The sequence below is a fragment of the Hydrogenivirga sp. 128-5-R1-1 genome (genome assembly GCF_000171895.1).
On record NZ_ABHJ01000002.1, the window covers coordinates 47113 to 70432 of the forward strand.

Consider the following 23320-nt stretch of genomic DNA (forward strand, 5'->3'; position numbering starts at 1 on the left):
ATGGAACACTCCCTCTCCCTGCTTCAGATAAACCTTCTCTTTATACTGATGTTCTTATCCTCCTACGTATTACGCAAGATCCAGATACCGCCGATAATATCCTTCCTCCTCGTTGGCTTTCTCGCCAAGCTGTGGTTGCCCCACGAAAGCACCGAGCCCCTTGAACTCTTCAAAGAGGCTGGAATCATACTCCTCTTCTTCTTCATAGGGCTTGAGTACTCCTTTGAGAGGTTGAAGGGTATGGTCTCCGTGTGGAAGCCCGGTATGGTTGACCTCCTCTTCAACTTCTTTCCCGTATTCTTTCTCGCTATGCTCTTTGGCTTCAGCCCTATAACGTCCCTGATAATAGCAGGTGTTTTCTATCCCTCCAGCACCTCAATAGTTGCCAAGCTCCTCATGGACTTCAAGAGGCTCGCCTCACCCGAAGCGGAGCTCCTTATAGGGATACTGATATTTGAAGACCTCGTCGCGATAATACTGCTCTCGGTTCTCATACCCATGAGCGAGTTCGGCTCCTTAGAGCCCAAGACGATCCCCATAAGCCTCTTCAAGATCCTGCTCGTTCTCGCCCTCTTCTATCTCCTCTACACATTCCTGCTGCCGAAGATAAGGAGCTGGCTTGACAGGGTTTCCGAGGACGACAACTTCGTATTCTTCCTCCTCGGTGGCGTTCTCGCCGTGGGAATACTCTTCAAGGAGGCGGGTCTGTCGGAGGCTCTGGGAGCCTTCCTGCTCGGCGTTCTCATCCCGGAGACCCGTGTAATGGAGAACATAGAGCACCACCTCTCCGCCTTCAAGGAGCTATCTATAGGGGTCTTTTTCTTCTTCTTCGCCTACGAGAGTGAACTGGTCGTGCCCGAACAGATCCATTTCCTTCTCCTGCTCATAGCTCTGGGAGTGCTCCTCAAGGTTATATCCACGTATATGGCAGCGTACCTTTACGGCATGAAGAGGAAGGCGAGGCTCAGGACATCCCTGTCCTTCGTTCCCAGAGGGGAGTTCTCGGTGATAATAGCCTCCTTAGAGCCCACCGTGAAGCTACTCTCCATACCCTTCATATTTGCAACAGCCCTGTTAGGTAGCTTCCTGTTCGTGTTGGCACCTAAGGTGGCCGACTGGGTTTACCCTCCTAAGAGGAAACCTCCGAAGAGAGTTCGTAAAGGGCTTTCTCCAGCTCAAGCCTCTTAGCCTCAAGGCTGTCCTCCTCGCTCACGGTTATGGGTTCGCCCGTCAGCACCTCTCCGCGAGTAAAGGGGTAGGGCACCGTGAACCTGTCCCAGGAGTTCAGAACCTTGGCACGCTCAAACCTGACCACCGCGGGAACTATCTTAGCCCCCGTCTTCTGGGCAAGGAAAACCACGCCTTTCTTGACCTTGAAGGGAGGACCCTTAGGACCGTCAACGGTTATCGCCACGTTCTCGCCCCTCTTTAGAACCTCTATGAGCTGAAGAGCTCCAGTCCTGCCACCCTTCTCAGCCTTACCCTCCTCCGTAGATCCCCTGACCACGTTGAAGCCAAGACCCCTAAGGAGAATAGCCGCGATCTCACCGTCCCTGAACCTGCTTGCGAGCCCGTATATACCTCTGTCCATGCTGAACATGGCGAGGGCTAAAGCCTGTCCGTGCCAGACCGCGTATATGGTCTTCCTGTCCCTGCTGAAGTCGTACCTCTTTCTCCAGCGTATAGTCCTTGCGAGAACCCTCGTAAGCAGAACCGCCAGGGGCATGAGAGCAAGAATTATCCTGAACTTAAGCGATTTAAACCTTTTTCCCATATCCTGTAGATGATATTATTACTAAAAACGCTTTGCGAGGTGGGTTATGGAAGAACAGTATGTTGCAGTTCCCTTTGCCCTTGTGGGTTTCTTCGTTACCGACAAGGAGGTTGAGGAGAGTATAAGGGATGACCTCACCCCCGAGGAGCTGGAAAAACTTCAGGATCTCATAGCCAAGTTCCTCTTCAAAGAGGGGGTAAGGGTAGCCCTCTATCCTTCGGTCGTGCCTCCAGAACAGGCTGATGAGGCTGTGAAAGAGCTTGAGAACATGATATTCGGCGAGGAGGAGTGATGAGCACGAGGGTGGTTGTCTGTGGTGCTCTCGGTCGTATGGGCAGGCGGATAATAGAGCTTTCCCTTCAAGACCCTGAGGTTGAGGTGGTCGGGGGTGTTGAACACCCGGACTGCATACCCTCCCTTGACTTAGGTGAGGCTCTATCCAAGGAGGAGCTCAGAGGGGTTCTCCTGACGAGCCGGCTTGAGGAGCTCCTCCCATCCTGCAATGTGGTTATAGAGTTCTCAGGAAATACCACCGCGGCTGTGGGACATACAAAGCTGGCGACCCTTGACGGGAAGGCTGTGGTTATAGGAACGACGGGCTTTACCGAGGGAGAGGTAAAGGACATAGAGGAGTGCTCCAAGAACGCCCCGGTTCTGCTCTCACCCAACATGAGCCTGGGTGTCAACCTCCTGTTCAAGCTCGTTGAGACCGCCGCACGGGTTCTCAAGGATAAGAACTTTGACATGGAAGTTGTGGAGGTACACCACAGGTTCAAGAAGGATGCGCCCAGCGGGACGGCGGTCAAGCTCACCGAAATACTGAAGGAGACAGCAGACCTGAAGAAGGTGGTGCACGGAAGGGAGGGAGAAGCACCCAGAGAGCAGGGAGAGCTTGGTGTGTTCGCGGTCAGAGGGGGAGACGTTGTGGGAGACCACACCGTTTACTTCCTCGGCTTCGGGGAGAGGATAGAGCTCACGCACAGGGCGACATCAAGGGATACCTTCGCCAAGGGCTCGGTGGAGGCTGCCAAGTGGATAAAGGGCAAAGAACCGGGTATGTACACCATGTTTGACGTTCTCAATCTATGAGAGAGCAGGATTTACAGAAGCTTGAGTTCCACAAGGTAAAGGAGAAGCTAAAGGAATTCACCCACTCTACAGCGACCCGGGAAGTCATAGATGCGATCAAACCCATAACCGATAGAGAGGAGCTGAGCGCCGAGATAGAGCTCTTCAAGTCCTTCAAAAGTATAGAAGACCTTACGCTGTATAGCTTTGAAGATATCAGAGAGACCCTCAAGAGAGCCCGTATAGAGGGCGCTGTGGTGAGCGTGGAGGAGCTGCTCACCCTCCTGAACACACTGAAGCTCATTAGGGAAGTAAGGAAGGTGGTGGGTAAAGCTGCGGAGAGCGAAGCTCCCCTGAGGAGGCTATCCCGGAGGTTACACCTCTTCTCGTCCCTGGAAAACCTCATAGAGTCCAGCGTTGACAGGAGAGGCTTTGTGAAGGACGAAGCGAGCGAAGAACTCCTGAAGGTTCGCAGGGGTATAAGGGGCATAGAGAAGGAGGTTATGGACAGGCTTGAGAGCCTCTTTAAGAGGCCCGACGCCGAGAAGGTCTTCGCGGACAAAATAATAACCCTCAGGAACAACCGCTATGTCGTACCTGTGAAGAGCTCTCAGGTGAAGAAGGTCTTCGGGATAGTTCACGGAACCTCCTCCTCGGGATACACGACCTACGTGGAGCCTCAGTTCGTAATACAGCTGAACAACAAGCTCACGGAGCTGAAGGCGAAGGAAGAGGAAGAGGTCAGGAAGATACTCAGGAGGATAACCTCCTACGTCGGTGACTTCTCTCAGAAGATAGAGGAGAGCTTTGATGCCCTTTTAAGGGTAGACCTGCTTCAGGCTAAGAGGAAGCTCTCGGAGGCTTACGATGGCAGTTTTCCCCGTCTTGGAGAGCACGTAGAGCTCCTTGAGGTGAAGCACCCCCTCCTGAGTCTGATAGACCCCGAAACCGTTCCCGTGGACATAGTCCTGAAGGAGAAGAAGGGGCTCATACTCACGGGTCCAAACACGGGCGGCAAGACGGTAGCCCTGAAAACGCTCGGTCTCGTGGCTCTCATGGTTCAGAGTGCCATACCGGTTCCCCTCTCGGAGGAGAGCACCATAAGGGTGTTTGACAAGGTCTTCGTGGACATAGGCGACGAGCAGAGCATAGAGCAGAACCTATCAACCTTCTCCTCCCACATGACAAACATAGCCGAGTTCCTTCCCAGGAGCGATGGAAACACCCTCGTCCTTCTGGATGAGCTGGGTGCGGGGACAGACCCCGTTGAAGGCTCAGCCTTAGGGATAGGAATACTTGAGTACCTGAAAAAACGCAAAGCGTGGGTCTTTGCCAACACACACCACACCCCCATAAAGGTTTATGCGGTAAACTCCGACTACTTCGTGCCGGCGAGCGTCCTCTTTGACAGGGAGAGCCTGAAGCCCCTCTACAGGATAGCCTACAACACCATAGGCGAGAGCATGGCTTTTGAGGTAGCAAGGAGGTGCGGAATACCGGATGAGGTTATAGAGGTTGCTCGGTCAAGCATAGAGAGTGCTGGAAGGGAGTACATGAGCGCTATGGAGAAGCTCTCCGACTACACGAGGGAGTACGAAGAGAAGCTGTCCGAGCTGGAAAGGTTGAGGGAAGAGCTCACGAGGGAGAAGGAGAAGTACGAGGAGCTATACAGGGAGTACATGGAGTTCAAGAAGAGGGGCTGGAAGGAAGCCTACAGGGAGGCAAAGGACTACCTGAGAAAGCTCGTATCCGAGGGACAGGAGGTTCTCAAGAAGGCTAAGACGAAGGAGGAGCTTGAGGAATTTATAAGGGAGCAGGAGAAACAGCTAAAGCTGTTCATACCCAAAGAGAAGAAAGAGGAGATAAGGGTCGGAGACCTCGTGGAGTTCATGGGGAAGAGAGGCAGGGTATCCCAGATAAAGGAGGGGCGAGCTTACGTGAACCTTGAAGGCATGAAGCTCTGGGTGGACGTTGACTCCTTAAAGAAGGTAAAGGAACCCCCGCCAAAGAGGGAGCTCAGCACCCCGAAGGGGTCTATCTCAAAGACAGAGCTTAACCTTATAGGTATGGACGCGAACACAGCCCTCCTTGAGCTTGAGAAGTTCCTGGAGGAGGCTTACGCCGCTGGGCACAAGAGCGTTAAGGTGGTTCACGGCATAGGCAAGGGGGTGCTGAAGAGGGTAGTCCACGAGTTCCTGTCTAAGTCGGACAGGGTCAGGTTCTACAGGGAAGCCTACCCAAAGGAGGGCGGCGCCGGGGTGACGGTGGTATACCTCAACCTTCAGGAGTAGTATGATAAGAAGTCATGGGTGCGGTAATTGAGGTCATACCGGTGGGTCCTCTCGCCGTGAACTGCTCCGTGGTAGCTGACGATAACACAGGAAAGGCGGTGATAATAGATCCCGGGGCGGACGCCGAAAGGATAATAGAGGTCGCGAGGGAGTTTGAGGTCGTAGGCATAGTCAACACCCACGGGCACATAGACCACGTGGGACAGGTGAAGAGGGTTAAAGAGTTCTTTGACGTGCCCTTTTACCTTCACAGGGAGGATGTCTACCTTATAAAGGACGAGATATGGAGCGGATTTTCCGCCTACATAAACGCCGAACCTTGCCCTGAACCCGACGAATTCTTGGAAGATGGTATAGAGATAGAGGTGGGAGACCTTAAAATGAGGGTTCTTCACACGCCGGGGCACACACCGGGGCTCTGCTGTTTCTACATAGAGGAAGAGAGTGTCCTCATAGCGGGAGACCTGCTCTTTAAAGGAAGCGTAGGGAGAACAGACCTCCCCGGCGGAGACCCTGAGAAGATGAGGAGGTCGCTGGAGAGGGTGTTCACTGAGCTTCCCGACGAGACACTCGTTATATGCGGGCATTACGAGGAAACCACCATAGGACACGAGAGAAAGTTTAACCCCTACCTGAGAGGGGGGCTGATGTGAAGGACGTGGTCGTCCGGGTTGAGAACCTGTACAAGGAGATAGAGGGCAGGGAGATACTCAAGGGCGTGTCCTTTGAGGTTAGAGAGAGGGAGATATTCTCAATAATAGGCGGCAGCGGTAGCGGGAAGACCTCAATAACGAAACACATAATAGGTCTCTGGAAACCGACTTCCGGTAGGGTGCTCGTCTTTGGGAAGGACGTCTCTAAACTTTCCCTCCAGGAACTGGACGAGCTGAGGAGCAACATAGGTTACGTCTTCCAGGAGGGTGCCCTCTTTGACAGCCTTAAGGTCTGGGAGAACGTTGGGTTTTACTTCCTTGAGCACACCAACATGGGTAGGAAAGAGATAAGGGAGCTCGCCCTTGAGAAGCTGAGGCTCGTTGACCTGGACGAGGACGTTATGGAGCTCATGCCCTCTGAGCTCTCAGGAGGAATGAGAAAGAGGGTATCCATAGCGAGGGCTATAGCCACCGACCCGAAGCTGATAATATACGACGAACCCACGTCGGGGCTGGATCCTATAACGAGCAGGGTCATAGACAGGCTCGTACTTCAGCTCAGAGAGAGGACGGGAACCACCGCCATAGTCGTTACCCACGACATGATATCCGCCTTCACAATATCGGACAGGCTGATGGTTGTGAAGAAGGGCAACGTGGTGGCTATGGGTGAGCCGGAGGAGGTTCTGAACTCGCCCGACCCTTTCATACAGGAGTTCATAGGCGACATGAAGGACTGCTTAGCCAAGCAGGGCGGGAGCTCTTAAGAAGCTCCTCTTTATAACCGGGTAGTCGTTCTTGACACCCTTGGAGAGAAGGAACTGGAAGAGGTGGTTGCTTCCCGTTAGGAAGGAGACCGCGGAGGCTGCAAGGTAGAGATCCCACATCCTTACGAATTTCCCTCCGTAGAGCTCCCATATAACGTCAACCTTATCCCAGAAGCGCTTTCTCCACTCCTTCAAGGTTAGGTAGTAGTGAAGTCTCCAGTCGTCTATGTCTATCAGACAGAAGTCCATACCCTCAAAGGCGCAGATGACCTCCGGTATTCCGGGGAGGTACCCCCCCGGGAATATGTACTTCCTTATCCACCTGCTCTGGACGCCGGGATGGACTTTACCTATGGTGTGGAGAAGGAAGAGACCTCCCTCATCCATGACCTCACTCACCGTCCTGAAGAAGGCTCTGTAATGTTCCCTACCGACGTGTTCAAACATACCCACGGACACCACCTTGTTGAACTTCTCTCCCAGCTCGGGAAGGTCTGCGTAGTGCATAAGATAGACCTTCACCTTACCCTTCAGTCCCCTACGATCTATCTCCTCCTCTACATGTCTGTACTGATTCTCCGAGAGGGTTATACCCACACACTCAATATCGTAGGTCTCCGCGCCTTCCAGAATTATTGAGCCCCAGCCACAACCTATATCCAGAAGCCTGTCTCCGTCCTGGAGCTGCAACTTCTCGTAGATTATCCTCCTCTTCTCCCTCTGGGCGTCCTCAAGGCTCATGTCAGGCGAGCTAAAGAAGGCGCAGGAGTATGTCATTGACCTATCAAGCCAGAGGCTATAGAACTCGTTGCCAAGGTCGTAGTGTCTCCTGACGTTTTCCCTCTCCTTAAGCTTGTTTATAAAGCTCACCCCATTTATAACCTTGAAGAAGAACGCGGAGAAGTTCCTGTTTCCCTCCAGCCTGTTTACGTACCTGTTGCCCGCCAAGAGAACCTTCTCAAGCTCACCCTCAACCTCTACCTCTCCCCTCGTGTAAGCCTCTCCGAAGCCCATCTCAGGGTCTGCGAGGACTCTCCTCAGGGAGCTCCAGCTCTTAAAGGAGACCCTATGGTCAACCCTTCCCTCTGGTATTTCCCTCCCGTCGGGCAGACGGACACCTATACTCTCCTCACCCACAGCGTTGATCTCTTCAAGGAACCTTCTTAGCATCCTCTCCCTCATTCTTCCCCGACCTCCTTATTGATCTAAATTTATCCAGCTCCGCCGTAGGTGTTACTCCCTATCCTTGAAAATTATTAACCTGAAACTCCTTCTGAAGGCTGGGTTCATGTGAAGGGAGCCGTCTCTGTAAAGCTCAAGGACTCCCACATCGGGGTTCTCAGCCATGAACTTCCTGCGGAGGTGCAGGGGCATGGACAGGAGGGCTGTGGCGTAGGCGTCCGCTAAAGCACAGGCTCTATGAACCACCGTCACCTGAAGGAGGTCCTCGTCCCGCTGTTCTATGTGCTGTCTTATGTAGTTGCCGGAGGTAGATATACAGAGGTCTCCGGCATTTACACCCTGAAGGAGGCTACCCCCTGAAAGGGGGTCTTTCACAGCTATGACCCTCTCAGTTCCCCACACGCTCATGTCTCCGGCTATACTCACGAAGCCCCACGGGGAGCTGAGCTTTTCCCTGACGAGATCAAGGGCGTACCCCTTCCCTATACCACCGAGGTCAACAGCCATACCCTCCTCCTTCAGGAAGGCTGAGCCGTCTTCCAGCACCAAGTTCCTGAAGTTCACGAGCTCCTCAGCCTCCTCCCGGGTAAGTCTGCCGTGTCGCTTATGGTTTATCGTCAGAGCCCCAACGGTTACGTCAAAGTAGCCGTAGGTTTTCTCGGAGGCTGATAGGGCAAGACGCAGAACCTTCATAGTCTCTTCGGAGACCCTGACCGCCCTCCTACCTGCGTTCCTGTTTATCAGGGACACCTCGGAGCTGTCTATGTAGTCGGATATCTTTCCCTCAAGGGAGCGCATCAGTTTGTAAGCTCTATAGGCTTCCTCCTCGGAGGGCAGATCTACGTAAGCGTATGTGCCCATCACGTAAAACATCCTTTCAAGGGAAAGAGCCGAGGAAAAGGCGAGCAGGAGGCACAGGAGAACTATCACAGCTTAAAATTTTAATTATGTACACCCAGGAGAGGGAAAGGGAGCTCATAGAGTTAACGAGGAAGCTCCTGTCGGAGCTTGAGAGGATAAGGAAGGCTGGAAAGGAAGAGGCACAGGAGTATGTCCAGGAGCTCAGGGAGGTCATAAACTACCACGACTACAAGTACTACGTCCAGGCTTCCCCCGTCATATCGGACTACGAGTACGACCAGCTATTCAGAGCTCTCAGAGACCTGGAGAAGAAGTATCCAGAGCTAATAACCCCGGACTCACCTACCCAGAGGGTTGCCAGCGAGATAACGGGTGCCTTTCCCACTGTAAGACACTACACGCCTATGCTATCCTTGGACAACGCCTACACGGAGGAGGAGCTCAGAGACTTTGACAGGAGGGTGAGGGAGCTAACGGGACTTGACGTTGTGGAGTACAGCGTTGAACCCAAGTACGACGGTGCGGGCATAGCCCTCCTTTACAGGGACGACCTCTTCGTCAGGGGCGCAACGAGGGGAGACGGCGAAACGGGAGAGGACATAACCAACAACCTGAGGACTGTAAGGACTATACCTCTGAAGGCTGAGTTCAGCAGGTTCGGCATAAGGCTCATAGAGCTGAGGGGGGAAGTCCTCATAAACAGGGAAGAGTTCAGGAAGATGAACGAGGAGAGGCTTGAGGAGGGCTTACCTCCCTTCGCCAACCCCAGGAACGCCGCAGCCGGCTCCATAAGGCTCCAGAACCCCGCCGAGGTTGCGAAGAGAAAGCTTGACGCCGTTGTATACCAGGTGTCCTACGTTGAGCCGGAGTCCAGACACCCGAACACCCACTACGAAGCCATAGAGATGCTTCACCTGCTCGGCTTTAAGACACCCTTCCCCGACATGAAGCTCTGCAAAGGCATAGATGAGGTCATAGAGTACTGCCGGGAATGGGAGGAAAAGAGGGAGGAGTATCCTTACGAGATAGACGGAATGGTCGTAAAGGTCAACAGGAAGGAGTACTATGAGGTTCTGGGCTTTACCTCTCACCACCCGAGATGGGCTATAGCCTTCAAGTTCAAGCCAAAGCAGGCTACGACGAAGCTCATAGACGTGGTGTTTCAGGTGGGAAGGGTCGGAACGATAACCCCCGTAGGCAAGCTTGAACCCGTTGAGATAGGAGGCGTGGTAGTTTCCTCGGTCTCGCTGTTCAACGAAGACTTCATAAGGGAGAAGGACATAAGGATAGGCGACCTCGTGCTCGTTGAGAGGGCTGGGGACGTTATACCCTACGTGGTTGAGGTTATAAAGGAGGCTCGGGACGGAGACGAGGTCCCCATAGAGTTTCCCGACAGGTGCCCCTCCTGTGGCTCAAAGCTCGTAAAGTTGCCCGGTGAGGTCGCCTGGAGGTGTATAAACATATCCTGCCCAGCCCAGGTGGTTCTCAGGCTAAAGCACTGGGGCTCAAGGGAGGCGATGGACATAAGAGGTCTCGGAGAAGCCACCTCTAAAGCGCTCTACGAGAAGGGTCTGGTTAAGGACGTGGGAGACCTGTACTACCTGAAGGTGGTGGACTTAATGAAGCTACCGGGCTTCGCGGAGAAGTCGGCAATGAACCTTTACAACGCCATTCAGGAGTCCAAGAACAGGGGACTTGACAGGGTTCTCTACGGGCTCGGCATAAGGTACGTGGGGCTAACCACCGCAAAGAAGCTCTCTCAGGTGATAGACAGCATCTGGGACTTGAGGGATATGCCTGTGGAGAAGCTTGAGGCTATAGAAGGGATAGGCGACGTGGTCGCCAGGAGTATAAAGGAGTTCTTCTCAAGGGAAGAGAACGTAAAGGTCATAGAGAAACTGGACAGAGCCGGCGTGAAGCTCAGGAGAACAAAGCTTGAGAAGGAGGGACCCCTTAAGGGTATGGTCTTCGTGTTCACGGGGACGCTGAGGTGCTGTTCCAGAGAGAGGGCGGGCGAGCTCGTGGAGAGTCTTGGAGGCACCTTTTCCAACAGCGTAACCTCAAAGACCACCTACCTCGTAGTTGGGGAAGAGCCCGGCAGAACAAAGCTCAGAAGGGCAGAGCAGCTGGGCATCAAGCTCTTAAATGAGGAGGACTTCCTGAACATGGTCAAGGACTACGTTGATCTGGAAGAGCTCAGGAGGGAGGAGAAGAGAGAGGGCTACCTCTTCTGAAGACCAACAGGTCTGTAAGGGCTGAAGCCGTCGGGACATTAGCTTATAATGTAAAATACTTAATTTCCCTGGAGGAGGACAGTTGGCAAAGGTTAAGGGGCTCAAGTGTAGAGAGTGCGGAAGGGACTATCCCGTGGAGCCTATCCACGTCTGTGAGTTCTGTTTTGGACCTCTTGAGGTAGTCTACGACTACGATGAGATAAAGGGTAATATCTCTCGTGAGAAGGTGGAGCAGGGACCCAAGAGTCTCTGGCGTTACGTTGACCTCCTTCCCGTGGAGAACCCCACCGTAGGTCTGACCGCCGGTTTCACGCCCCTGAAGAAGGCTGAGAAGCTGGGAGAGCTCCTCGGACTCAGGAACCTATACATAAAGGACGATTCGGTAAACCACCCCACGCTCTCCTTTAAGGACAGGGTAGTCTCCGTGGCTATATCCAAGGCGAGAGAGTTCGGCTTTGACACCGCCGCCTGTGCCTCCACGGGAAACCTCGCCAACTCGGTGGCAGCCCACTGCGCTCAGGCTGGGCTTAACTGCTTCGTCTTCATACCGGCTAACCTGGAGACCCAGAAGATATACGGAAGTCTCGTCTTCAACCCCACGGTAGTGGCGGTTGAGGGAACCTACGATGACGTGAACAGGCTTTGCTCAGAGATAGCCAACGACCAGGGCTGGGCTTTCGTCAACATAAACATAAGACCTTACTACGCAGAGGGTTCAAAGACCCTCGCCTACGAAGTGGTTGAGCAGCTCGGGTGGAGAGCCCCCGATGCGGTAGTGGCACCCGCCGCCTCAGGTTCGCTTTACACGAAGATATGGAAGGGTCTGAAAGAGCTCAAAGAGGTAGGACTGATAGACTCGGTCAGCACGAGGATGTACGGAGCGCAGGCTGAAGGATGCTCGCCCATAGCCCAGGCTTGGAAGGAGGGAAGGGACTTCATAAAGCCCGTGAGACCGGACACGATAGCCAAGTCCATAGCTATAGGAAACCCTGCGGACGGCATATACGCCCTGCAGACCACGAAGGAGAGCGGCGGAGACTGGGAGACCGCAACCGACCAGGAGATAATTGAGGCTATGAAACTGCTCGCCGAGACTGAGGGTATATTCACCGAGACGGCTGGGGGAACCACGATAGCCGTCCTAAAGAAGCTCGCCCAGAGGGGCGCCTTTGACGCCGACGAAGTTGTCGTCGCCTACATAACCGGAAACGGATACAAGACCCTTGAAGTCCTTGACGGGCACCTCTCCGAGCCTGTCAGGATACAGGCAACCCTAAAAGATTTCAAGGAGAAGGTTCTTGCCAAAGTTTGAGGAGGTGAGAAGATGGCTGTAACAGTTAGAGTTCCCACCCCCCTGAGAAGGCTCACCGACGGGCAGGGTGAGGTTGAAGTTGAAGCGAGTACCGTCAGAGAGGCGATAGAGAAGCTTGAGGAGCAGTACCCCGGCTTCAGGGAGCGTCTTCTGGACGAGAAGGGCGAGCTCAGGAGATTTGTGAACCTTTACCTCAACGACGAGGACATAAGGTTCCTCAAGGGTGCTGATACAGAGCTCAAGGACGGGGACGTCCTCTCCATAGTTCCGGCAATTGCTGGAGGAAGATAAAGCTTACTTCTTAGGGTGCTCCGGCTACTTCTACTGGAGCTGGAAGGGCAGGTTCTATCCGGAGAGCCTAAAGCCTAAGGAGTGGCTCGGGTACTATGCCAGGTTCTTCAACACCGTTGAGATAAACTCAACCTTTTACAACTTCCCAAAGAAGGGGAACCTCAGGAGGTTTTATAGAGAGACCCCTCCGGGGTTCATCTTTTCCGTGAAGGCAAACCGCTCCATAACCCACATGAAGAAGTTAAAGGGTACAGAGGAACTCTTAAGGGAGTTTTACTCGGTGGTCAGGGAAGCCCTGAAGGAGAAGCTCGGCTGTATTCTGTTCCAGCTACCGCCCTCCCTCCACTACTCAGAGAAGACCCTTGATAGGATCCTCTCCCAGCTTGATGGAGACTTCAAGAACGTCCTTGAGTTCAGACATGAGAGCTGGTGGAGGGAGGAGGTGTTCAGCCGCCTGAGGAAGTCCGGAGTGGCTTTCTGCTCGGTCAGCTCTCCAAAACTGCCCGAGAGGCTCGTGGAGACTGCAGATTTTCTGTATGTCCGCTTTCACGGAAAAGAGGGATGGTACAGATACAACTACAGCGACGAAGAGCTCCGGGAGTGGGCTGAGAGACTGAAGGGAGTTTCTTCCGGGGAGGTTTACGCCTACTTCAACAACGACTTCAACGCATACGCACCCAACAACTGCCTCAGGTTAATGGAGTTCCTCGGCGTCAAACCATACCGGGGGGTATCCTGAAGGGAACGTTCATAAGGGGGTTCTCCTCCTCTTCCTGGGGAAAAACCGCGTAAACTCCAAAGCAGTACTTACCTATCTCAACCACCCTACCCACACGAACGCCGGAGTCGTCAAGTATGAGACCTATCTCCCACTCGGAGAGAACCTCCTCTGGAGGTGGTCCCTTGTCCCTCTCCTCCTTCTTCCAGTCCACAACTGCAAGGTAGGCGAAGGGCTTCGCAACCCTCTTGAGCTCTTCAACGAAAGCCTTGGGGTCTTCAAGCTCGTGAAAGGTGAAAGCCATGAAGACAAAGTCTACGGAGCTGTCCTCAAGGGGCAGTTTGTTCTCCTCGGACTTGAGAACCTCAACATTCTTAAGACCTTCCCTTTCAACCTTCTCCTTAGCCCTCTTTACCATCTCCTCCTGGACGTCAACGGCAACAACCTTCCCCTTATCACCCACCAGCTTTGAGAGGTAGGGCAGATAAAAACCGGGACCTGTCCCCACGTCAAGAACTGTCATGCCCTCCCTTATACCGAACTCTTTGAGCACCTTTTCAGGGTCAAAGAGCTCAAGCCTTGATGGGTCTTCAAGCCTGCTAATGTTCTCCGGATTGAACTTGTGAGCCATAAGAAACCTCCTGAGTTAGGAGGATACCACGAAGGAGTTTACGCTTCCCTGACCTCAACCATAATGTCACCGTAAGGTTCGTCCTGGTAAAGCTCAACCTTCCCCTCGTAGTAAAGGTACATGAGAGCCATAAACTGAGGGACGAAGTTCACCCTGTCAAGGAAAGTGAAGAACTCTATCCTCTTACCCACGTCCATGCCGCTGAAGAACTCCCACATCTCCTTCAGGACGTCCTCAAACCTTGAGATGTGGAGGGGTATAACCCTGCCCCTCTTTCTCCTGCGTCTCTTCACCTTTGAGCTGCCCTTCAGGGTCTTTCTCACCTTCTCAAGGTTATCAGCGAGGTTCTCTTCAACCTCCTTGCTCTCCTCCTCAAACATCTCCACTATCTCTTCAAGGGTATAGTCTCTCCTCTGTCTGGGCTTTCTCTCGGGCTTTGGGAATATCACCTCAACCTTCTTCCTGAGGAGGAAAGACGCAGCCACAACAGCCCTCGCCGGGACTCTCAGATCAAGGGTCTCCCTCTTCCTGAGCTCCTCTATGTACAGGTTGGCGAGTTCAACTATATCTACCTTCCAGGGGTCAAGCTTGCCCTCCTCTATCATAGGCACCACGAGTGCAAAGGGGTGATCCTCCTCAAACACAAAGCTCCCCATAAAACACCTCCAATACTCTATTCGGTTCTCTGGGAATACTTTACAGCCCTCAGCTCCATGACAGCCTCCTCGGGCGCCACGCTCACTATTATGTTCTCCGTCTCAAGCTCAAAGCCTCCGAAGACGGAAACCCTCGGCAGGACTCTGACGTAGTAGTGGTAGTCCATATCCCAGGGAGGAGCGGACTGGAAGGTCAGGTTATAGGATAAACCCTCTCCCAGATAGCTCTTCAAGAGTCTTACCGAGTCCCTTATAAGCTCCGCAAGCTCCTCAAACCTCGTCTCAAAGACGAAAGAGCTCAACTTCTCCTTGGGGGCTATCCACACCTCGTAGGGCGTAGTAGGGGCGTAGGACATGAGAACCACGAAGTTTTTGGACACGGACAGAACCCTCTCCTGAAACTCAGTCTCCCTCCTGAGGAAGTCCCCTAAGACGTCTCTGTTCTCCCTCTCGTACTTCTCCTTCTCCTTAAGGAACCTGCGCGGGTAAAAGGGTGTGGCGAGCACCTGGGAGTGGGGGTGGGGTATGGAGGCTCCAGCGTTCTTGCCCCTGTTCCTGAAAACGGCAACGTACTTCACACCCTCCCTGTTGTAGTAGTAAACGAGCCTCTCCTTGTACGTCCAGAGCAGTCTATCAAGGTGTTCTATCGTGTCCAGATCGTCCTCGTGCCCCGGAGAGTCAATCACTACATCGTGCATGTGGGGTATGGCTGGAAACTTGTTGGGTATTACCCTGACCAACCACCCCTTCTCCCCTTTCACCACGAACAGCTCTCTCGGTGTGAGCGCCTCGTTGCCCCGGCAGAAGGGACACTGAATAGGCTCCTCCTCGGTGACCTCTTTGAGGATGTGTGGTCTCCTGCTCCTCACGGAGGCTATTATCTTCCTGTCGTCGGTCAGGGGGTCTTCCCGTATAAAGAAGTCCATGGCTATATTCTATATTCGGAACAGAAGCCAGTAGAATACAGGGGCGGAGAAAACGACCGCATCAAACCTGTCAACGAAACCACCGTGCCCCTTCAATACGCTGGAAAAGTCCTTTATACCGAGCTGCCTCTTTATGAAGCTCTTAAAGTAATCACCAGCCACGCCCACCGAAAGGAAGAGAATACCGATAATAAGAGCCTTCAGCGGTGGAAGTCCCGACAGCAATGTAAAGACGAGCGTTCCCGCTACGAGACCTCCCGCGAACCCTTCAAGGGTCTTCTTTGGAGAGAGCTTGAGGAAGAAGGGCGTCCTCCCGAACTTCTTGCCGGTGTAATAGGCAAAGACGTCGTTAGCCCACACGCTCAGGAAGAACACAACGATCATGTAAACACCCTCCTCCCTGAGAAGCACGAGGAAGGAGGTGAAAAAGCCCGTGTAGAAGAGGATAAAGAAGGTGTGAAAGAAGGCTTCAAGACTCCAGGTGCGGTAGCCGTAAGCGAGGGACATTAGCCCCGCATAGACCCCGCCCAGGGCGGGGTGAACGGCGAACAGGAGGGGAGAGAAGAAGGCGGCAGGAGAGAACTCTTTAACTCCGAGAGCCTGAGACAGCTCCCTTCCCATAGCCAGAGCGAGAAGGGCAACAACGAGCGCGAACAGTTGTACGGGCAGGAGCAGGGACAGGAGGGTGAGTGCGCCTATGATGGCACCGTAGAGCTCTCTATTCATCAAGCACTCTTCCGAACTTCCTCTTCCTGTTAGAGAAGTCCTCTATAGCCCTCTGAAGCTCCTCCACGGTGAACTCAGGCCAGCACACCTCCGTGAAGTACAGTTCCGTGTAAGCGAGGTTCCAGAGAAGGAAGTTGGATATCCTTCTCTCCCCGGCTGTCCTTATGAGAAGGTCGGGGTCGGGTATGTCTCCAAGGTCAAGGAAGTGGGAGAAGGTATCCTCGTCTATGTGGTCAAACTCAAGCCTTATGAGCTTGTTCACAGCCCTGAGTATGTCGTCCCTGCCCCCGTAGTCCACCGCGAGCACGACGGTTATCCGGTAGTCTTTGGAAGTGTCCCTCTCCAATTCCTCCATAAGCAGTCTGAGGTCTTTACCTATCCTGTCCCTTCTACCTATGAACTTGAGTCTCACGCCGAGATCTATCAGCTCTTCCTTCTTTCCGGTCAGGTAGTTCCTCAGGAGATCAAATAGGAGCTCAACCTCCTCCTTGGGTCTGTTCCAGTTCTCCGTGGAGAAGGCGAACAGAGTAAGGTACTCAACCCCAATATCTATGCAGGCTTTCGTTATCTCCTCTGCAACCTCAGCCCCCCGGTAGTGCCCCATTATTCTGGGCATACCTTGACGACGAGCCCAGCGCCCGTTCCCGTCCATTATGATAGCCACGTGCCTCGGGATACTCATACCTATTACTCTCCTAAGAGGACTTTCTGCTCGCGAGCCCTGACGGCAGCGTCAGAGGTGGGAAACCTGTCTATAAGTATTGAGTAGTACCTGTTGGCTTCCTCAACGTTACCCCTGTCAACGTTTATCCTCATAAGCTGGAAGTATGCGTCGGGGAGCTTGTTGCAGTCGGGCAGCCTTCCCCTCTCGCACTTGTCCACGAGACTCTTGTATATCTCCTCAGCCCTCTTTAGGTCTCCGAGCTCTTGGTATATCTTGCCTATCCAGAAGAAGGCGTTGTCGGTGTACTTGTTCTCAGGGAACTTCTTTATGAAGTTCAGGAAGGCGTCCCTAGCCTCGTAGAGCTTTTTGACGCTGTAAAGCTCTATAGCCTTCTTGTAAGCGGTTTCCGCATCTTCAACCTCAGGCTCTTTCTCCTCCTCAGCCTTCTCCTGTGGTTCCTTCAGAGAGCCTGTCGCGGGTAGGGGTATCTTCTCTGTGGTGGGGAGTTTCTCCGTATAAGCGACACCCTTCTCGCCCTTGTCAGCTTTACCCGCCTTTGGCGTTTCGTCGCCGACACCTGTTATGAGCTTCAGCTTGAGCCTTTCAATCTCAAGCCTGAGTTCCGATATGAGCTCCGTGAGCCTGTCTATCCTCTCGTTGGTGCGCTCAACGTCCTTCTCTATGTCCTCTTGCTTCTGTTCCAGGCGCGTGAGCTTTATCTCCATCTCCGCTACCCTGTCAGGCTTCTGGGAGACAGGTGCACACGCCGCGAGAAGTGCAACAGTAGCCAAGAAAGGAATTATCCTCATTCCTCCTCTTCCTCCTTATAAAAATAATACTCTCTGTAGGGTATCCTGTGCTTAAAGTAATAGAAGTAGTATAACCTTCCAGTGTCTTTGTCTCTGACCACACGGACGAGTATCCCGTAGTTGTCACTGACCTGCTGAAGGTGGTTGAACTCCTGGTCTGTCTTGCTGAAGTGCTCTCTCACCGCCTCCTCTATCTCTTTTCTTATGTCCCTCACAAGACTGTGGAGCTTGACCTCCCTCTTGAGCTCTTCCTCGGTAAAGAACCTGCCCTTGAGCTTTTCTATTTGGTGCTCGTGTATCATCCTTCCCTCCCTGGGGATTCGGAATAGTATTATATACGGAGGGAAGTAATGAAAAACTTCACCATAATAGCCGGTCCCTGCGTCATAGAGAGCGAGGCGGTAGTCCTCCCGGTAGCCCAAAAGTTAAAGGAACTGAGTGAAAAGTACGACGAGGTTGATTTTGTGTTCAAGTCCTCCTTTGACAAGGCAAACAGGTCTTCCATCAACTCCTTCAGGGGACACGGACTTGAGTTCGGTCTAAAGGTTCTGAGAAGTGTAAAGGAGGAGTTCGGGCTAAAGGTCACCACCGATATACACGAGAGCTGGCAGGCTGAACCTGTGGGCGAGGTCGTTGATATAGTCCAGATACCAGCCTTCCTGTGCAGGCAGACCGACCTGCTCATAGCCGCCGCCAAAACGGGCAAGGCGGTGAACGTGAAGAAGGGTCAGTTCTTAGCCCCGTGGGATACAAAGAACATAGTGGAGAAGCTGAAGGTCGGCGGTGCCAAGGAGATATTCCTGACTGAGAGGGGAGTATCCTTCGGATACAACAACCTCGTGGTTGACTTCAGGAGCCTGCCCATAATGTCAAACTTTGCGAAGGTGATCTTTGACGCTACCCACAGCGTCCAACTCCCTGGGGGTATGGGCAACAGGTCGGGCGGTCAGAGGGAGTTCGTCTTCCCCCTGATAAGGGCTGCCGTGGCAGTGGGGTGCGACGGAGTGTTCATGGAAACCCATCCGAACCCTGACGAAGCCCTATCCGACGGACCTAATCAGGTTCCTCTCAAAGACCTTGAGTTCATAGTTGAGGCTATGCTTGAGATAAGAGAAGTTTCTCTGAAGTACAGGGATGTGCCCGTCCGCTGAAAAGTTCTATATTGAAAACTCATAATGGGTACCTTTACCCTTCCCTTCAACTTCGTAGACCTGGTTGACCCCCTTGAGGTCAGCAAAGAGGGTTGGGAGAAGCTCTTATCAAGCCCGAGGGAGTTCAAGATATACCTGGACAAGTACCTGTGGCTCGGGGGCAGAACCCGCAGGGAGAGACTGATACTGTCAGGCATAAGGTTGATGCCCTTCGGTCTCGGTAGGGAGCCCATCCTTATATCCCTGTGGAAGAGCGAGTACCTGGGTTTTTACGAGGTTGAAGACCTACTGAGAAAGGAGGGACCGAGGGCTCTTCTCAGGGTTGTTGAAGACCTGCCCGAGCAGGTGGAGTTTGGACAGAGGGAGTTCAGATACATACTCGTTCCGCCCGCGGAGGAGTTTACGAGGCTGACCTCTTGGGTTTTCAAGCTGGGCAGGAAAGCCCCGGAGGTGTTCGGGTGGCCTGAGGTCAAACACCCCGCACCCAATCAGGTGGAGAGGATCATAAAGAAGATGGAGCTTGAGGGAATAAGACAGCCCGAGAAGTACAAGCCCCACCCTTCCTACAGACCCACAAGCCTCTCTTTCTTCCTCAAACTCTTCATAGTTGTGTGGAGGAACGCCTTCATGAAGGCGTACGGGCTTTCCATAAAGAGAGAAGGGGACAGGCTTGTGTACATGGCAAACCCCTACGAGGCGGAGGACATGCCCCTACCGGAACCACCAAGGGAGATAGAGGGCATTGAGCTGACGAGCGTGGGAAGTGGCGGTCTGGACAGAACCCTTGAGGAGGAGGCTGTGGAACTCCTCTTTAACCTTGGCTCCTGGTGATTATATTAGAAGGTAGGAGGGTTTAGCTATGGAAGAGAAGCCCCAGGTTGAACCTACGGTTCCCGTTGAGCCCATAGACCCAGACGTCCACCCCGAGTGGGAGCCGAGGAGACTCTGCCCAGACCAGAAGATAGACCACACCGTTCCCGACGAACCCACAGAGCCCTGATGCTTTAAAATATTGGGCATGTATTCCCTGCGTATGGCGGAGTCGGTGACGGAGGGTCACCCCGACAAGATAGCAGATCAGATCGCGGACGCCCTTCTGGACGAGTTCCTCAGAAAAGACCCCTACAGTAAGGTTTCTATGGAGATATTCGTCACCACCGGGCTCGTCATGGTTGGGGGTGAGCTGTCCACGGAGAGCTTCGTTGATATACCAAAGGTCGTGAGGGGAGTGGTAAAGGAGATAGGCTACACAAAGCCTGAGCTCGGGTTTGACGCGGACACCTGTGCGGTAGTCACCTCCATAGACGAACAGAGCCCGGAGATAGCCCTCGGCGTGTCGGGAGAGGGTGCTGGAGACACGGCGATAGTGGTGGGCTACGCGGTCAAAGAGGCTCCCAACCTTATGCCTTGGTCTATAACCTTGGCTCACAGGATAACCCGCAGAGTATCCGACCTGAGAAAGACGGGCAGGTTTCCCTTCCTAAGACCGGACGGTAAAGTCCTCGTAAGCATGGTTTACGAGGATGGAAAGCCCAGGTACGTTAAGGACATAGTGGCATACGTGCACCACGACCCGGACATCTCCCTTCAAAACCTGAGGGAGCTCGTTATTGAGGAGGTTTTGAAGAAGGAAGTCCCCGAGGAGTTCCTGAAGAGCGAGACCAACGTCAAGGTTAACCCCACGGGGAGGTTTGTGATAGGAGGTCCAGTCGCCGACACGGGTCTCACAGGAAGGAAGATAGTTTCAGACGCATACGGCGACATAGGGTTTTCCGGCGGAAGCGCATTCTCCGGGAAAGACCCTTCCAAAACTGACAGGTCGGGTTCCTACATGGCAAGGATGATAGCCAAGCACGTGGTTGCAGCCGGGCTCGCTGACAAGTGTGTTGTCCAGATAGGTTACGCCTTCGGGCTTACGGAGCCAATAGCCTTTGATGTAGAAACCTTCGGAACAGAAAAGCTGGAAAAGGAAAAAATTGAGGAGATCGTTCAAAAGGTCTTTCCCCTTAAACCCTGCGACATAATAGAGTTCTTAGACCTCAGGAAGCCCATATACAGGGATACAGCCTGCTACGGTCACTTTGGCAGGGAGAGGTTCCCGTGGGAGAGGCTGGACTACTTAGACAAGCTCAAGGAACTCCTTTAGGGTGAGGAGGGTGTAATCCTTGACCGTTGTATAGACCTTAACGTCCCTTTCGTCAAGCACAACCACAGCCTTTCTGTACCCTTCGGAGAAGGCGTAGTCAAGGGAGTGCTCGGTAGCCCTGCTCACTATGTCCCTGCCGACCCTGTATCCCTTTGAACGCAGCGTGGAGGCAAGCTTAAAACCGAACCTCTTATCCTTAGAAAGGTCAATTACGAAGTAGTCCTTTGGCTCCAGTTCTGGCTCAAAGAGGTTCATAAGCCTGTCAACGTATACGCTACCCCCTGTGGCAGGGAATTCACCGCCGTAAGCCTCCGAAAGTCGGTCGTACCTGCCACCGCCAGCCACGGGTGAGCCCAGCCCCGGATGAAAGAACTCAAAGACCACACCCGTGTAGTAGGGGAAGTCCCTCACCTCGGAAAGGTCGTAGGTGAATCTCACTCCCGCTTCCCGCAGGTATCTACCTAAAAGCTCAAGCTCCCTCCTCTCCTCCTCAAGTCCAAGCTCTGAGAGGGCTGCGAGGGCTTCCTCAGGACTCTGGATTAGGGGTAGCTTCGGTATCAAACCACCGCCGAAGGCGGTCTTTAAAAGGCTCAGGTTCCGCTCCTTAAAGGCTCTTCTGACCTCGTCCCTGAGTCCTTCCTCAACCCTATCCAGGAGCTTGTTCACTATGTTCACGTGTCCGACGCTGACCACCAGCTCTTTTATCCCCAAGGCGCGCAGGTAGTCCCAGATCGCGGAGACGACCTCCGCATCTCCCTCCACGTTGTCCACGCCTATGAGCTCTATTCCTGTCTGAAAGGTTTCCCAGGTATCCCCTCCCGAGGAGAAGAGTGTTCCGAAGTAATAGAGCCTCAACGGGTAGTGCCAGACCTTGAAGAAACTCACGCTCCTTACCACCTGAGCGGTGAAGTCAGCCCTCAGACTTACCAGGCTTCCGCCCTCGCTGTCCTTGAAAACTATTACCTCAGAAGCCCTGCTGCCGAGAGCCCTTGAGTGGACGTCGTAGTGGTCAAAGGCAGGTAGCTTTATGTAGTTGTACCCCCACCTCTCAAAGACATCGGTAGCGGTTCTGATGCTTCTCTTTATCAGGTTTGATTCCTCCTGGGTGAGGATCCTCTCAAAGGGAAGTATCTGAGGTCTCGTCATCTCACCGCTTCCTCCAGCTTTATTTCCTCTATTATGTCCCTCAGGTCTATGTATCTGTCGGCGGCGTTGACGACCTCTATAGAGGAACTGTCTCTCGTGGACACACAAACTACCTCCTTCCCGAAGGAGCGCAATACGTTTATGAGCTTCTCAAAGTCGCTGTCCCCCGAACACAGGACTGCCACATCGTAGTTGTCCTTTGTGAGGAGCATGTCTATCACTATCTCCACGTCAAGGTTTCCCTTCAGGCTTCCGTCAGGCAGGTGCTTGAGCGGTTTCCTCACCACAGTTATGCCGCTGAAAGCGAGCATCCTGTAAAACTTCTCCTGCTTGTCGTCCTCCTCCCTGTAAGCGAGGTAGAAGAAGACGTTGTAGATGGAATAGAAGCGCTTGAAGTACTCCACCAGCTTGACTATATCTATCTTCCTGTGAAGAAAGTTCTTCTGTACGAAGTATAGGTTAGTTCCATCTATGAATATGCCCGCTCTCTTCATTCTCCATCACCGACTACGTACCATACCCTCACGCCCACGGACACGTGGGCACTCCTCTGCCACAGGGTCTCCACGTTTATGACCTTAACCTTGTTCAGCCTTATCCACTCGTTCACCTGCTCCTCAAGCAATTGCTCCATACTCTCGTCTTTGAAAGGGGCGAGCTTCCTGTGGAAGTCCTTAAACCTTATCTCCATCAAGTTATCTCCTCCTCAGAAACAGACACGGCTACCCTGGCTGGTCTTATCACCTTTTCGTGCAGTCTGTATCCTTTCTGAAGAACCCTGACCACAGTGTTGGGCGGATGTTCCGAGGAGACTACCCTCTCTACCGCCTCCGCAAGGTAAGGGTCAAACTCTTTCCCCTCAATATCTATCTCGCGGATGTTGTGCTTCTCAAGCACCTTCTTCAGCTCTGCGTATATCATCTCCACGCCCTTCAGGAGGGACTCAAAGTCCCGGGTTGCAGAGGCAGCGGAGAGAGCTCTTTCAAAGTTGTCTATGACGTTGAGGATATCTATCGCGAAGCCCTCATACCCGAACTTCCTCTGCTCCTCCAGGTCTCTCCTGTAACGCTCCTTCAGGTATTCAAGTTCTCTCTGAAGCTCCGAAGCCCTTATGTTTGAGTTCTTTGCAATTAATTCCAGCTTGCTGACCTTCTCCTCAAGCTCCTTTACCTTGTTGTGGAGCTCCTCAACCTCTTCCTCTTCTTTTTTCAATTCCTCTTTCATTTCTTCAATCTCTTCCTTTAATTCCTCTCTCTCTTCCATCTTTAACCTCCGTTTTTAATTGTCTCCAGAGTATATAAGGATAAGTCCAGG

28 protein-coding genes are annotated in these 23320 nt (G+C 53.1%); 14 read left to right on the forward strand and 14 right to left on the reverse strand.

The genetic code is table 11. From position 1 onward, the window contains the following. The gene (locus HG1285_RS14820; protein WP_008286266.1) at positions 1-1188 is read left to right on the forward strand and encodes a cation:proton antiporter; all 1188 of its coding nucleotides are present in this window, start codon (positions 1-3) and stop codon (positions 1186-1188) included. Here the strand turns inward: HG1285_RS14820 and HG1285_RS14815 are convergent. Continuing rightward, positions 1130-1774 (reverse strand): lysophospholipid acyltransferase family protein, encoded by a 645-nt coding sequence (locus tag HG1285_RS14815; RefSeq protein ID WP_008286267.1) that lies wholly within the window; start codon positions 1772-1774, stop codon positions 1130-1132. The two genes, HG1285_RS14820 and HG1285_RS14815, sit on opposite strands and share 59 nt — an antisense overlap. 46 nt (positions 1775-1820) lie before the next feature. Here HG1285_RS14815 and HG1285_RS14810 point away from each other — a divergent pair, with 46 nt between their 5' ends. The 5 genes from HG1285_RS14810 to HG1285_RS14790 are packed head-to-tail and all read left to right on the forward strand — an operon-like array spanning position 1821 to position 6553. Continuing rightward, positions 1821-2066: a hypothetical protein gene (locus HG1285_RS14810; protein WP_008286268.1), complete on the forward strand. Its 246-nt coding sequence runs from the start codon at positions 1821-1823 to the stop codon at positions 2064-2066. Beyond that, positions 2066-2863, forward strand: a complete 798-nt coding sequence (gene dapB / locus HG1285_RS14805; protein WP_008286269.1) for a 4-hydroxy-tetrahydrodipicolinate reductase — start codon at positions 2066-2068, stop codon at positions 2861-2863. The genes HG1285_RS14810 and dapB overlap by 1 nt, the downstream gene beginning before the upstream one ends. Further along, positions 2860-5133 (forward strand): endonuclease MutS2, encoded by a 2274-nt coding sequence (locus HG1285_RS14800; RefSeq protein WP_008286270.1) that lies wholly within the window; start codon positions 2860-2862, stop codon positions 5131-5133. Before dapB ends, HG1285_RS14800 begins: the two co-directional genes overlap by 4 nt. Before the next feature lie 14 nt (positions 5134-5147). Next, complete coding sequence (locus tag HG1285_RS14795; protein WP_008286271.1) at positions 5148-5786, forward strand: MBL fold metallo-hydrolase; 639 nt, start codon at positions 5148-5150, stop codon at positions 5784-5786. Beyond that, a complete protein-coding gene (locus HG1285_RS14790; RefSeq protein ID WP_008286272.1) occupies positions 5783-6553 on the forward strand; it encodes an ATP-binding cassette domain-containing protein in 771 nt (256 codons plus the stop codon). The genes HG1285_RS14795 and HG1285_RS14790 overlap by 4 nt, the downstream gene beginning before the upstream one ends. Here the strand turns inward: HG1285_RS14790 and HG1285_RS14785 are convergent. Next, complete coding sequence (locus tag HG1285_RS14785; protein WP_008286273.1) at positions 6527-7735, reverse strand: class I SAM-dependent methyltransferase; 1209 nt, start codon at positions 7733-7735, stop codon at positions 6527-6529. The two genes, HG1285_RS14790 and HG1285_RS14785, sit on opposite strands and share 27 nt — an antisense overlap. Positions 7736-7786: 51 nt before the next feature. Further along, positions 7787-8665, reverse strand: coding sequence for an FAD:protein FMN transferase (locus HG1285_RS14780; RefSeq protein WP_008286274.1), 879 nt, complete (start codon positions 8663-8665; stop codon positions 7787-7789). Between the two features lie 17 nt (positions 8666-8682). Between HG1285_RS14780 and ligA the strand changes: the two genes are divergently transcribed. The 4 genes from ligA (at position 8683) to HG1285_RS14760 (ending at position 13172) form a co-directional block, all read left to right on the forward strand. Continuing rightward, positions 8683-10830 carry an NAD-dependent DNA ligase LigA gene (gene ligA, locus HG1285_RS14775; RefSeq protein ID WP_008286275.1) on the forward strand — a complete coding sequence of 716 codons (2148 nt, stop codon included), beginning with the start codon at positions 8683-8685 and terminating at the stop codon, positions 10828-10830. Positions 10831-10912: 82 nt separating this feature from the next. Continuing rightward, positions 10913-12142 (forward strand): threonine synthase, encoded by a 1230-nt coding sequence (thrC, locus tag HG1285_RS14770; RefSeq protein ID WP_008286276.1) that lies wholly within the window; start codon positions 10913-10915, stop codon positions 12140-12142. A 12-nt stretch (positions 12143-12154) separates the two neighbouring features. Continuing rightward, positions 12155-12433, forward strand: coding sequence for a ubiquitin-like small modifier protein 1 (locus HG1285_RS14765; RefSeq protein ID WP_008286277.1), 279 nt, complete (start codon positions 12155-12157; stop codon positions 12431-12433). Next, entirely contained in the window at positions 12417-13172 is a 756-nt protein-coding gene (locus HG1285_RS14760) for a DUF72 domain-containing protein (protein WP_008286278.1), read from the forward strand. The genes HG1285_RS14765 and HG1285_RS14760 overlap by 17 nt, the downstream gene beginning before the upstream one ends. Here HG1285_RS14760 and HG1285_RS14755 read toward each other — a convergent pair. From HG1285_RS14755 to HG1285_RS14725, 7 genes are read right to left on the reverse strand one after another with little or no spacing between them, the layout of a single operon-like run. After that, positions 13147-13782: a class I SAM-dependent methyltransferase gene (locus HG1285_RS14755; RefSeq protein ID WP_008286279.1), complete on the reverse strand. Its 636-nt coding sequence runs from the start codon at positions 13780-13782 to the stop codon at positions 13147-13149. The genes HG1285_RS14760 and HG1285_RS14755 overlap by 26 nt on opposite strands. 38 nt (positions 13783-13820) lie before the next feature. Continuing rightward, a complete protein-coding gene (locus tag HG1285_RS14750; RefSeq protein ID WP_008286280.1) occupies positions 13821-14438 on the reverse strand; it encodes a segregation/condensation protein A in 618 nt (205 codons plus the stop codon). A 17-nt stretch (positions 14439-14455) separates the two neighbouring features. Then, positions 14456-15364 (reverse strand): DUF4931 domain-containing protein, encoded by a 909-nt coding sequence (locus tag HG1285_RS14745; protein ID WP_008286281.1) that lies wholly within the window; start codon positions 15362-15364, stop codon positions 14456-14458. Positions 15365-15373: 9 nt separating this feature from the next. Then, complete coding sequence (locus HG1285_RS14740) at positions 15374-16090, reverse strand: phosphatidate cytidylyltransferase (protein WP_008286282.1); 717 nt, start codon at positions 16088-16090, stop codon at positions 15374-15376. Next, complete coding sequence (gene uppS / locus HG1285_RS14735; protein WP_032496331.1) at positions 16083-16772, reverse strand: polyprenyl diphosphate synthase; 690 nt, start codon at positions 16770-16772, stop codon at positions 16083-16085. The genes HG1285_RS14740 and uppS overlap by 8 nt, the downstream gene beginning before the upstream one ends. Before the next feature lie 5 nt (positions 16773-16777). Then, entirely contained in the window at positions 16778-17563 is a 786-nt protein-coding gene (locus HG1285_RS14730) for a tetratricopeptide repeat protein (protein ID WP_008286284.1), read from the reverse strand. Then, positions 17560-17865, reverse strand: a complete 306-nt coding sequence (locus tag HG1285_RS14725; protein ID WP_008286286.1) for a hypothetical protein — start codon at positions 17863-17865, stop codon at positions 17560-17562. The genes HG1285_RS14730 and HG1285_RS14725 overlap by 4 nt, the downstream gene beginning before the upstream one ends. 48 nt (positions 17866-17913) lie before the next feature. Here HG1285_RS14725 and kdsA point away from each other — a divergent pair, with 48 nt between their 5' ends. From kdsA to metK, 4 genes are read left to right on the forward strand one after another with little or no spacing between them, the layout of a single operon-like run. Then, positions 17914-18714 (forward strand): 3-deoxy-8-phosphooctulonate synthase, encoded by an 801-nt coding sequence (gene kdsA, locus HG1285_RS14720; RefSeq protein ID WP_008286287.1) that lies wholly within the window; start codon positions 17914-17916, stop codon positions 18712-18714. Positions 18715-18738: 24 nt separating this feature from the next. Next, on the forward strand, positions 18739-19545 hold the full coding sequence (locus HG1285_RS14715) for a hypothetical protein (protein ID WP_008286288.1): 807 nt from the start codon (positions 18739-18741) through the stop codon (positions 19543-19545). A gap of 28 nt (positions 19546-19573) precedes the next feature. Then, positions 19574-19714, forward strand: a complete 141-nt coding sequence (locus HG1285_RS19380; RefSeq protein ID WP_008286289.1) for a hypothetical protein — start codon at positions 19574-19576, stop codon at positions 19712-19714. An 18-nt stretch (positions 19715-19732) separates the two neighbouring features. After that, positions 19733-20860 carry a methionine adenosyltransferase gene (metK, locus tag HG1285_RS14710; protein WP_032496332.1) on the forward strand — a complete coding sequence of 376 codons (1128 nt, stop codon included), beginning with the start codon at positions 19733-19735 and terminating at the stop codon, positions 20858-20860. Here the strand turns inward: metK and HG1285_RS14705 are convergent. From HG1285_RS14705 to HG1285_RS14690, 4 genes are read right to left on the reverse strand one after another with little or no spacing between them, the layout of a single operon-like run. Next, entirely contained in the window at positions 20834-22006 is a 1173-nt protein-coding gene (locus tag HG1285_RS14705; protein WP_008286291.1) for an ATP phosphoribosyltransferase regulatory subunit, read from the reverse strand. The genes metK and HG1285_RS14705 overlap by 27 nt on opposite strands. After that, positions 22003-22500 (reverse strand): NYN domain-containing protein, encoded by a 498-nt coding sequence (locus tag HG1285_RS14700; protein WP_008286292.1) that lies wholly within the window; start codon positions 22498-22500, stop codon positions 22003-22005. The genes HG1285_RS14705 and HG1285_RS14700 overlap by 4 nt, the downstream gene beginning before the upstream one ends. Then, the gene (locus tag HG1285_RS14695; protein ID WP_008286293.1) at positions 22497-22697 is read right to left on the reverse strand and encodes a hypothetical protein; all 201 of its coding nucleotides are present in this window, start codon (positions 22695-22697) and stop codon (positions 22497-22499) included. The genes HG1285_RS14700 and HG1285_RS14695 overlap by 4 nt, the downstream gene beginning before the upstream one ends. Next, a complete protein-coding gene (locus HG1285_RS14690) occupies positions 22697-23269 on the reverse strand; it encodes a nucleotide exchange factor GrpE (protein ID WP_008286294.1) in 573 nt (190 codons plus the stop codon). Before HG1285_RS14690 ends, HG1285_RS14695 begins: the two co-directional genes overlap by 1 nt. Positions 23270-23320: the final 51 nt, after the last annotated feature.